The 12,592-nt window shown below is 44.0% G+C and carries 6 protein-coding genes; all 6 read left to right on the plus strand.

The features are described 5' to 3' along the window. Positions 1-13 precede the first annotated feature (13 nt). Positions 14-2,563: a cellulase family glycosylhydrolase gene (locus M2448_RS16375; RefSeq protein WP_280647656.1), complete on the plus strand. Its 2,550-nt coding sequence runs from the start codon at positions 14-16 to the stop codon at positions 2,561-2,563. A 99-nt stretch (positions 2,564-2,662) separates the two neighbouring features. Next, a complete protein-coding gene (locus M2448_RS16380) occupies positions 2,663-5,584 on the plus strand; it encodes a TonB-dependent receptor (RefSeq protein WP_280647679.1) in 2,922 nt (973 codons plus the stop codon). 33 nt (positions 5,585-5,617) lie between these two features. Continuing rightward, positions 5,618-7,192 (plus strand): RagB/SusD family nutrient uptake outer membrane protein, encoded by a 1,575-nt coding sequence (locus M2448_RS16385; protein ID WP_280647657.1) that lies wholly within the window; start codon positions 5,618-5,620, stop codon positions 7,190-7,192. Between the two features lie 20 nt (positions 7,193-7,212). Next, positions 7,213-8,916 (plus strand): DUF5114 domain-containing protein, encoded by a 1,704-nt coding sequence (locus tag M2448_RS16390; RefSeq protein ID WP_280697184.1) that lies wholly within the window; start codon positions 7,213-7,215, stop codon positions 8,914-8,916. 37 nt (positions 8,917-8,953) lie between these two features. Beyond that, positions 8,954-10,012: a glycosyl hydrolase 53 family protein gene (locus M2448_RS16395; RefSeq protein ID WP_280647680.1), complete on the plus strand. Its 1,059-nt coding sequence runs from the start codon at positions 8,954-8,956 to the stop codon at positions 10,010-10,012. An 89-nt stretch (positions 10,013-10,101) separates the two neighbouring features. After that, the gene (gene galB / locus M2448_RS16400; RefSeq protein WP_280647659.1) at positions 10,102-12,549 is read left to right on the plus strand and encodes a beta-galactosidase GalB; all 2,448 of its coding nucleotides are present in this window, start codon (positions 10,102-10,104) and stop codon (positions 12,547-12,549) included. Positions 12,550-12,592: the final 43 nt, after the last annotated feature.

Genomic DNA, 12,592 nt, shown 5'->3' on the forward strand with positions numbered 1-12,592 from the left:
AACCAAATGTACCATGAAGATCATTATTGCAATAGCCTGTTTATTGTTCAGCCTATCAGCTTTTACTCAGGACAAACAAAAAACTTCCGAAATATACATAGACAAGAAAGGTGTTATGCGCTGGGACGACAACAACCGCGAAGCCTCTTTCTACGGAGTAAATTATACTGTACCGTTTGCACATGCCTATCGCGCCTTGGGTTATCTGAATAAAGACCGCAAAGAAGCGATAGACAAAGACGTATATCATTTTTCGCGTCTGGGCTTCAATGCATACCGCATACACATCTGGGATGTGGAGATTTCGGACGGGAAAGGACAAATGATAAAAAATGATCACCTTGATCTGCTGGATTATCTGATCGCCAAACTACGAGAACGCAACATACGTGTACTGATAACTACTATGACCAACTTTGGAAACGGCTATCCTGAAAGGAATCAGAACAACGGTGCTTTCTCATATCTATACGATAAATGCAAGATACACAGCGATGCAAATGCTATTGCTGCACAAAAGAATTATGTAAGCCAGTTAGTCACACATGTCAATCCTTACACGAAATTATCATATAAAGATGATCCGTTTGTGATAGGATTCGAGATCAACAATGAGCCTTGCCATTCCGATACTCCTACACAAACGGAGAGCTATATTAACACTATGCTGGATGCCATAAAAAAAGCGGGAAACAAGAAACCTGTGTTTTACAATGTGAGCCACAATATGGATCATGTGCAGGCATACTTCAACACAGCCATACAGGGCACTACTTACCAATGGTACCCGATAGGGCTTGTAGCTGGGCATACCCGCAAAGGTAACTTCCTGCCGTTTGTAGACAGTTACAATATTCCGTTTGCCAATGCAAAAGGATTTGAAAATAAAGCTAAGGCAATTTACGAATACGATCCTGCCGACATTACATATTCATATATGTATCCGGCTATGACACGCACTTTCCGTTCTCAGGGCTTCCAGTGGATCACCCAGTTTGCCTATGATCCTATAGATATGGCTTGGGCAAATACCGAATATCAAACACACTTTCTCAATCTGGCTTATACTCCTGCAAAAGCGGTTAGTATGGCTATTGCAGCAGAGGTAGCCTATACAGTTCCGCTCAACAGGAAATACGAAAAGTACCCGAACGATACTATCTTCGACAATTTCCATGTCAGCTACAATACTGACCTGAGTGAACTTAACAGCCCCGATAAGTTTTTCTATTCGAACAATACTACATCAGACCCAAGCGATATAAACAGTCTGGAAAAAATCATAGGGCATGGCAGTTCACCTATTGTAAAATATGAAGGTACAGGCGCTTATTTTCTCGACCAGCTCGAGAGCGGAGTCTGGAGACTGGAAGTAATGCCGGACGCAATACAGATAAACGATCCTTTTGCCAAACCATCGCTAAAAAAAGAAGTCGTTACCATCGCTTGGAATACATGGAATATGGAGATCAGCATACCCGGTCTGGGTGAGAATTTCACTGTCACAGCTATCAATAAGGGGAATGTTCATAATGAAACATCTTCGGGAAAAAGCATTTCCGTAAGGCCGGGTGTCTATCTCCTCACAAAGAGTGATTATACGCCTACTAAAGACTGGCAAGCCAAAACCGCATGGGGCAACATCACACTCGGTGAGTTTGTAGCCCCCGAAGCCCATGCCAAAACATTTTCGGTGGTTCACAGTCCGGCAGTAGCTATCGAAGAAGGTAAGCCATTGCAGATAGAAGCACAAATAGTAGGGGCAGAAATGCCCGACTCGGTTATCATCTATACCGATAAAGTATCTTTCTGGAATGACAAGAATACATACTATAAAATGAACAGGACGCATAGTTATACTTATCGTGTAACAATCCCTGCCGAAGATATAAAAGAAGGTAAGCTGAAATACAATATCATTGTTTGCAGTAATGATAAGAATTATACATTTCCGTCAGGTATGGCAGGCAATCCGCTCGATTGGGATTATACACAAGCCGTTTATTGGGAAAGCCATGCTACCAATGCTGCAAGCCCTGTAAGTCTGTTTACCGTAACAGATGCATACAGCGATCTGGAAACGTACATCATGCCCGAATGGAGTCGTACAGACAGAAAAGTCATAAACAACAACCCTGCCGAAAGCCCGACATTACGAATCACATTCGAGTCTGATGCTCCTTCTCCGCGTTTTTTCCTGCGGAAGTATGTCAAAGATGTTATTGCGGGGCGTATGTCCCGGCTGGCACAAGGCAAAGAAATATGTCTGCACATCAAGAATGCACCCGAAAAACTATCGATAGGCTTCATTACCGGTAAAGGGTTTACATATACTGCTATCGTAAACAGTAAACAGGGAATTCAGAGAATTCCACTATCGGCTCTGCGGCAAACACATACAGCACTACTTCCACACCCTTATCCCGTATTTCTAGATAAATACTTCGAACCTGATACACAGATCCCTTTCAGCAAAGCGGATATAGAAAGTCTCGAAATATCCTTCGATGGAGAGAAAGGGAAGAAAGCAGAGATAGAAATCGGCAATATCTGGATAGAATAACACTATAAAAATAACACTTCACTAATCTAATACAGTTGATACAGTATGAATTATAAAAACTCAAAACCCCACTATTTGGCAGTATTTCTGCTGCTATGCATGCTACTACTGGGAACATCATTTTCTGCTTTCGCCCAACAAAAGGAAGGAAGAGAAATTACAGGAACAGTTATAGATGAAATGAAAGAACCGCTTATCGGTGTCACCATCATGGTCAGCGGAACTTCTACAGGTACAACCACAGATATGGACGGGAACTACAGCCTGACAATCCCTATGGGAACAACAGAACTGCAATTTTCGTATGTAGGCTATGAAATGCAGAGAATCTCCATTCCTACAGAAAATGTATTGAACGTACAAATGAAACCCGATGCCCTGTCGCTGAAAGACGTTGTGGTGATCGGTTACGGTACACAGCGCAAAAGTGATCTGACAGGTTCGGTAAGCAGTGTCAGCAGTAAGGACTTCAATACCGGACTTATCAGTTCTCCCGAACAGTTGATCAATGGTAAAGTATCGGGAGTACAGATCATGTCGAACAGCGGATCACCAACCTCCGGAAGCACAATACGTATTCGTGGAGGAGCTTCGCTCAACGCCAGTAACGACCCGCTTATCGTCCTCGATGGCGTACCTCTGGAAATGGGTGGCATCAGCGGCAACTCAGGCAACTTCCTTGCTCTTATCAATCCGAGCGACATCGAGAGCATGACCATACTGAAAGATGCTTCCTCTACCGCTATCTACGGTTCGCGTGCATCAAACGGAGTCCTTATCATTACTACCAAGAAAGGAAGTAGCGACCGAATGAAAGTAACTTTTACTACCACCAATTCAGTACAAACCCGTACCAAGCTGACAGATATGCTTTCGCGTGACGAGTTTATCAATGTAGTCAACAGTCAAGGCTCAGATGCGCAAAAAGCGTTGCTTGGTAACAGCGCTACGAATTGGAATGATGAGGTTTTCCAGAGTGCTTTCGGTACTGACAATAACCTCAGTGTATCCGGACATCTGGCAAAGAACTTCCCTGTTCGTGTGTCTTTAGGTTATTATAACCAAGACGGTCTATTAATGACCGATAATGCAGAACGTATCACAGGGAGCATTTCTTTGTCTCCCAATTTCTTCAACGATCACCTGAAACTGAACTTCAATGTAAAAGCCTCCCGCAACAACAACCGTTTTGCCAATTCAAGTGCCATATGGAATGCCGCTACATGGAACCCTACTCTCCCCATCTATTCGGACAACGATACATTTGGAGGCTACACAGAAGCTCTTGACAATGCAGGACAGTTAGTAACCGGAGGTACAATAAATCCGCTGGGAGCACTCAAACAATATAAATCCACCAGCCGCGTATCACGCTTAGTAGGTAACTTTGATGTGGACTATAAAATGCACTTTCTGCCCGAACTTAAGTTCCATGCTACGTTGGGTTACGATTACGCCAAAGGGCAGGGAGAGATATATGTCCCTGCCGAAGCTGCCCAGTATGAAACATCTCAGGGACGAGACTACGGATATGGCCCGCAGAAAAGCTCGAACCGCCTGTTGACTACTTACTTCAATTACAATAAATATGTCGATTCTTGGAAAAGTAGTCTCGATGCCACTGTAGGATATGACTATCAGCATTGGAAGAGTACTTCGCCCCAATATAGCGAACTTAACACTTTGGGTGAGGCACAGAGTACTACTGCCGCTTCCGATCAGCGCCATGTCCTGCTTTCTTATTATGCCCGTCTGAATTATGCTTTTGATTCACGCTACATGTTGACGGCTACCATTCGTCGCGATGGCACTTCGCGTTTTGGCAAAGACAATCGTTGGGGAACATTTCCATCCGTAGCACTGGCATGGAGATTGTCTGAAGAGGCTTTCCTCAAGGATAATAAGGTATTGAGCAATCTCAAATTAAGAGCAAGTTATGGTGTTACAGGACAACAAGAAGGAATAGGCAATTACAACTATCTTCCGGTATATACATACAGTCAGGATGGAGCGCAGGCCCAATTCGGCGACCAATGGTACTACACATACCGCCCCGAAGCTTATGTAGCAGACCTGAAATGGGAAACAACTTCTTCATGGAACTTCGGTTTTGATTTTGGGTTCCTAAAAGAACGCCTTACAGGTAGCTTCGATTTATATACACGAAAAACCAAAGATCTACTGGCCACCGTTGCATCACCTGCCGGTACCAACTTCGACAAGAATATCCTGACCAATGTGGGTAATGTAGACAGCAAAGGTATCGAATTTACCCTGAATGCCATTCCCATTCAAGGCAAAGACTGGAACTGGGATATCAGTTTTAATATGACCTGGCAGAAGATGAAAGTCAAAAATCTCTCTCTGATAGAAGGCGGTGCTACCACCAATATATCTGCTGGTGCTTGGATCGACGGACAAAATGTACAGGTATTGAGCGAAGGTTACGAACCCTATATGTTTTACGTTTACAAGCAGCTTTACGATACCGAAACCGGTAAACCTATCGAAGGAGCATATGCCGACCTGAACAATGACGGCGAAATAAACTCCGGTGACCTCTACCGTTACAAGTCACCCGCGCCCGACTTTATCTTTGGATTCAGTACTTCGTTGAACTATAAGAAATGGACACTAAGCACAAGTCTGCGCGCCAATGTAGGCAATTATGTGTATAACGGTATGGCTATGAACACCGGAGCAAGAGGAACAATGAGCTACAATTCATACCAATTGAACAACCTGCATAGAAGCTATCTAGAGACAGGTTTCCAGAGCCGACAGCACCTGTCCGATTATTATATAGAGAATGGTTCTTTCCTCAAGATGGACAACCTGTCGCTGTCCTACAACTTTGGTCGTGTCTGTCGTTGGTTTAGCCTGAATGCCAGTGTCCTGATGCAAAACGTATTCTGTATTACCAAGTATTCGGGTGTCGACCCTGAAATACCGAGTGGAATGGACGCTTCTTTCTATCCCCGTCCACGTACTTACTCACTCAACCTGGGATTTGAATTCTAATCTTTATCATTAAAAAAACAAGACATATATCATATGAAAAAGATATTTTATACCATACTGCTTCTTGCCGGTATATTTTTTACGGCATCATGCGTAGGCGACCTTGACCAGTATCCACATACTGAAACTACTTCGGCTGATGTTTATACATCTGTTACCGGCTATAAATCCGTTCTTGGTAAGCTCTATGTTTCTTTTGTCATTACCGGACAAGAGAAAGGAGGTGGAAATAGCGATCTCAGCAGTAACTCTGGCTATGACTATATGCGCTGCTATTTCAACATGCAGGAAAGCGGCACTGACGAAGTTATCTATACTTGGCAGGAAGGCGATAAGATGAACGGACTCACTTATCTGAGCTGGGATGCGAATGATGTATGGGTGTCTGATACCTATTACCGCATTTATTATACGATAGCGCTCTGCAATGAGTTTTTACGTAACGCCACCGACGAGAAAATAGGAGGATTCAGTGAGAGTGACCAGGGAGAGATCCGTCATTATCGTGCGGAGGCACGTTTTCTCCGTGCTTTAGCCTACTATCATGCGCTTGACCTTTATCGTAACATTCCTTTTGTTACCGAGAATGACCCGGTGGGCAGTTACTTGCCGCCACGCTATACCTCTAATCAGATATTTGAATATATTGAGGCAGAGTTGAAAAATATAGACGAAGACTTGTTAAGCAAAAGCGAATGCGAATACGGCAGGGCACCAAAAACTGCGGCATATGCATTGCTGGCACGCTTATATCTGAATGCTGAAGTTTATATCAATCAAGCTAAATATACCGAATGTATAGAATACTGTAATAAAGTTATAGGAGAAGGGTACACGCTCGAACCTGAATACAAGAAACTGTTCAATGCCGATAACGATAAGCGTACAAACGAAATTATTTATGCTTTTCCGGTAGATGCAACATCTACCGCATCGTGGGGAGCTACAACTTATATTATTTGCGGTGCACTGAGCAATACCTCCGACAGTCAGCTACCTGCCAGCTATGGCGTGTCGTCAGGCTGGGGCAGTTTCCGTTTGCGTGGCGAATTCCCCGACCTCTTCAATGATGGTGATGATCGTGCCATGTTCTACACCGAGGGTCAGACCAAAGATGTAGATGTAGTAGAGAACCAAAGCTACGGATACCTTTCCGAGAAATGGACTAACCTAACCGATGCGGGAGAAATGCCCTCCAATTTTAGCGATTTTAGTGTGAATACCGACTTCCCTGTTTTCCGTCTGGCAGATGTTTACCTCATGTTGGCAGAGGCCGTAGTGAGAGGAGGGACAGGCAGTAGCCGTTCGGTTGCTTTAGGGTATGTCAACCAATTGCGCACACGAGCCTTTGGAGATAATTCGGGCAACATAGCTGACGGGCAGATGACTGCCGACTTTATCCTTGATGAACGTGGCCGCGAACTATATTGGGAGTGTGTGCGCCGCACAGACCTCATACGTTATGGTAAGTTTACCACATCTTCTTATCGGTGGCAATGGAAAGGTGGAACAAAAGACGGCAGGGCTGTGGATAGCAAGTACAATATTTACCCTATCCCATCTACCGAACTCACTGCTAATCCTAATCTTTATAACGAAAACTATTAACCTAACATATTCTACAATATATGAATACAATGAAAAATTTCATTCTCCTTCTTGCAGCCATATTAAGCTTTATTTCTTGCGAAAAGGACGAAGATAAAATATATTTGAGCAGTATTGAGCCTGGCAAATTAATTGCAACCGAGAGTGAGATCGTCTTGCTGAAGGAAAACGGCAAAGATATTGTGTTGTCATTAGCGTGGACTAAGGACGCGTTACAGATAAGTGACCCCGATTTATCACCTATCGATGTGATTATCCAGACATTACAGGCTTCCACTACTCCAGACTTCTCGGGTGTAATAAGTGAAAGTGTTGAGACTTCTCTATCAAAAGCTTATACGGGTGCTGCCCTCAATGCGATGGCCAAAGATATAGGTGCTATCCCCGATGAGGTAAACAACATCTACTTCCGTCTTGCAGCAAAAACAGGAAATAATATGAAACCTGTATATTCCAATACGGTAATGGTATCTGTCACCCCTTATACAATTGATATGAGTATAGGTTTCATACTCGACAATAAAATGGCGGACACAGGGCGTACGCTCTATTCTGCCAAATCGGACGGGGTCTATACCGGATTTATGGGAGCAACAGGCTGGTACAATTATTTCTTACAGGAGGGTAACGGCACTACATGGGGCAACGATGGTGTTGATGGCTCGGCATTTCTACTCTCATCGGAAGAAGATGCGGATAAACGATGGAATTTCTGGTTTCCGGGACTAACAGGATGTTATCATGTTGAAGTCAATACTATCAAAAAAGTATGGTCGGCTCTCCTGATACCTACTCTGACTGTAAGCGGCGACATTCAGGCTGAAATGACATTCGATCGCCCTAATGTGAAATGGACTACTGTTTTCAATGCAACAGCAGCGGAAACATTAAAAATAAAACTACAGGGAACGGGTAAACAATATGATTACTCGACAGGTACCGACGACAATAGCGCAATCAGTACAACCATTGCATTTGCACAGGACGGACAGAATATAAATTTATCCGGCACAGCAGGCGAAATATCTGTTACTGTTCCCGAAGCCGGAGAATATACACTGGTAGTAGACCTCAGCAATCCGCAGGCATGGACATGCGAAGTAGTTAGTGGTTCTACCGGCCCTATTGAAATCAACCCGCATGTATATCTACCGGGAATAGACGATCTCACCAGCGGAGGATGGAATTTCAATACAACATTATCACTCTATAATGAAGATGAGCTGTCTTATGCCGGCGTGGCTAACGTTAACTCAGAATGGGGCTATGGTATATACACCGAGATAGATAACTGGAGCAGTTTCTACAAACTGGGATCGGGAGACGCCTACACAGGCACGTTGCTGCCAAACAGTGAAACTAATCTCCCTGCACCTGCCGCCGGACTTTATCTGCTGGATGTGTCGCTAAAAGGACTGACATACAATCTTACAAATATCGGAAGCGATATTTATGTAGTAGGCCTGCATGATCAGTGGGACTTCAACACTGCACTTGCTGCAACTGCTACAGCCGGAATATACACAGGGGCTATTACTATCAACAGTGCTTCCCCATGGGGATTCCAGATCCATATTGATTCGTCATGGAATCACTATTTTGGAGGCTCGGATGGTAAACTGTACTATAAAGGCAGCAATATAACCGATGATGCTTTGCTTGCACCAGGTACATATCAGATGACAGTAGACCTTATTAACGGAACATATAGTATCACTCAATAACAGAAAAAACATGAAATTCAGATATATAATAATAGCTATGGCTATGGCACTATTAACATTCTGTGCCTGTAACGACAACGACAATACTCCTTCTTTTGACACTGAAGATCCGGTCTATGACATGACCGGATTCGCCAAAGGAGCCGATGTAAGCTGGCTTACAGAAATGGAGAAAGCCGGAAATAAATTCTATAACTCTTTGGGGCGCGAAACTGAATGTATGACATTATTGCGTGATCTGGGAATGAACTCTATCCGCTTACGTGTATGGGTAAATCCTACTGATGGTTGGTGCAACAAGAATGATGTACTGGCAAAGGCATGGCGCGCTCACAATCTGGGTATGAGAGTGATGATCGATTTCCACTACAGCGATACATGGGCTGATCCGGGCAAGCAGTATATACCTGCAGCATGGGAAGGATTCACCTTTGATGAACTGAAAACGGCTGTTACCAACCATACCAAAGAGGTGCTGAATGCACTGAAGGAAAAAGACATTACTCCTGAATGGGTACAAGTCGGTAACGAAACCAGCAATGGGTTTTTGTGGGAAATGGGGCAAGCCGATAAGAATCCTGTACAATATGCCGGACTATTTGCTGCCGGCTATGAAGCTGCAAAATCTGTCTTTCCGGAAACCATTGTAATAGTGCATCTGGATAACGGATTTGACAATGACCTTTACAACTGGAATCTGGATATTCTGAAAAACAATGGAGCCAAGTGGGACATGATAGGTATGTCACTTTATCCTTATTGGGCAAAGACAAACGGACAAGAGACATCCGCTGAAAAGGTCATCACAGGCTGTATCGATAACATCAAAAAAGTAAGTGCGAAATATGATTGTGATGTAATGATTGTAGAAACCGGAATGGAATGTGCCGATGACGACGGGAAATTGGCTGATGCCGCTGTACTGGCCGAAGGAAAAACTATGCTAAGCCGTATCATAAAGGAATGCAGTGAAAACACAAACGGTCGCTGTAAGGGTGTCTTTTATTGGGAACCGGAGTGCAAACCAAGTCAATACCGGCTGGGAGCATTTACCGAAGATGGTTATCCCACTGTAATAATGGATGCTTTTAAATAATTATATAACGTGTGTGGGTGTCCTATTATGAATTAATCATCACAATGATGTACTTTTGTGACTTACCTATATTCAATCACTAATAATATATGAAACTAAAACTGATATTTACGCTGTTTCTTCTTCCTTTTTGTTATCTTCATGCCCAACGATCGGAATTATTGTTGGAAAAAGGATGGAAATTTACCAAAGGAGATTACCCCGATGCTGTAAAGAAAGACTTCAATGATGCCGGATGGGAATCGGTTACTGTACCTCACGACTGGGCGATATACGGCCCGTTCGATCGCAAATACGATCTGCAAACAGTAGCTGTAACCCAGAACTCGGAAAAAGTAGCCACTGTAAAGACAGGACGTACCGGAGGGCTTCCATATATCGGAATCGGTTGGTACAGAAACACATTTAATGTCGATAATTTCGATGCCACGAAAAAACGTGTTACCTTGAAGTTTGACGGAGCAATGAGCGAAGCCCGCGTATATGTGAATGGTAAGGAAGCTATATTCTGGCCTTTCGGGTACAACTCTTTTCACTACGATGTGACCGATCTGCTCAATGCCGATGGCAAAGCAAATACTGTTGCCGTACGTCTCGAAAACAAACCGCAATCGTCACGCTGGTATCCGGGAGCCGGACTCTACCGCAATGTACATGTAGTGGTTACCGATGCTGTACATATTCCGGTATGGGGTACTTATATTACGACACCTTTTGTCTCGGAAGAATACGCTTCAGTAAAGCTGAAAACAGAAATAGAGAACAGCAAGAATGAGGATGTAAGAATCGTTACCGAAATAAAAGATAAGGATGGTAAAACTGTTGCCACAAAGGACAATACATTGAAGATCAATCATGGAAAGCCGTTCGAACAGAATTTCATTGTAAACAACCCTAAACTATGGTCACCCGAAACACCATATCTTTACAATGCCGTTTCTAAAGTATATATAAAAGATAAACTGGTAGACGAATACACTACCCGTTTCGGGATCAGGGATATAAAACTGATCGCAGACAAGGGCTTCTTCCTGAACGGAAAGAAACGTAAATTTCAGGGAGTATGTAATCATCACGACTTAGGTCCATTAGGAGCAGCTATCAATGTGGCAGCCCTGCGCCGTCAGCTTACAATGCTGAAAGATATGGGTTGCGATGCTATACGCACCGCCCACAATATGCCTGCCCCTGAGCTGGTAAAGCTTTGCGACGAAATGGGCTTTATGATGATGATAGAACCCTTTGATGAGTGGGATATTGCCAAATGCGAAAATGGGTATCACCGCTTCTTCAACGAATGGGCTGAGAAAGATATGGTAAACATGCTACATAACTACCGCAACAATGCCAGTGTAGTAATGTGGAGTATCGGAAACGAAGTACCTACACAATGCAGTGCTGAAGGATATAAAGTAGCTTCATTCCTGCAAGATATTTGCCACCGCGAAGACCCTACCCGCCCTGTAACCTGCGGTATGGATCAGGTGACCTGCGTACTGAACAACGGCTTTGCTGCTATGCTCGATGTACCGGGCTTCAACTACAGGGCACACCGCTACGAAGAAGCTTACACCAAACTGCCTCAGAATCTTGTACTCGGATCGGAAACCTCATCTACTGTGAGTTCTCGCGGAGTATATAAATTCCCTGTGGAAAAGAGAGCCGACGCTATATACAACGATCATCAGTCGTCTTCTTACGATTTTGAACATTGTAACTGGTCGAATCTGCCTGATGATGATTTTGCTCTCGCCGATGATCACGAGTGGACAATGGGACAATTTGTATGGACAGGTTTCGATTATCTGGGCGAACCCTCGCCTTATGATACGGATGCGTGGCCTAACCACAGTTCGCTGTTCGGCATCATCGATCTGGCGAGCATTCCTAAAGACCGCTACTACCTGTACCGCAGTATATGGAATAAGGATGAAAATACGCTCCATATCCTTCCTCACTGGAACTGGAAAGGCCGCGAAGGACAGGTGACACCTGTATTCGTTTATACAAATTATCCGTCAGCCGAACTGTTTATCAATGGTAAAAGCTATGGCAAACAAAGCAAAAACAATGCTACCGTACAAAACCGCTACCGCCTGATGTGGATGGATGCGATATACGAACCGGGTGAGGTGAAGGTTGTGGCTTATGATGCACAAGGCAAAGCCATAGCCGAAAAGACGGTACGCACTGCCGGAAAACCAGACCGCATAGAACTGATTGCCGACAGGACACAACTGTCTGCCGATGGTAAAGACCTTGCCTACATCAATGTACGCATCGTAGACAAGGACGGTAATCTGTGCCCTGACGATCAGCGTATGGTTACATTCAGTGTAACCGGAAACGGTAAGTACAGGGCATCGGCCAATGGAGACCCGACAAGCCTCGATCAGTTTCATCTGCCTCAGATACCGGTATTCAACGGACAGCTCACTTCTATTGTACAAGCCGGAGATGATAATGGTGTCATCACCTTTGAGGCTAAAGCTAAAGGGCTGAAAGCAGGAAAGATAAGCATATCGACTACAAAATAAGTTGTCAATACGCCAAACATATAGAAAACGGGCTGTGCAGATA

The organism is Dysgonomonas sp. PF1-14, assembly GCF_029892965.1.
In the GTDB taxonomy this organism is placed as follows: Bacteria; Bacteroidota; Bacteroidia; order Bacteroidales; family Dysgonomonadaceae; genus Dysgonomonas.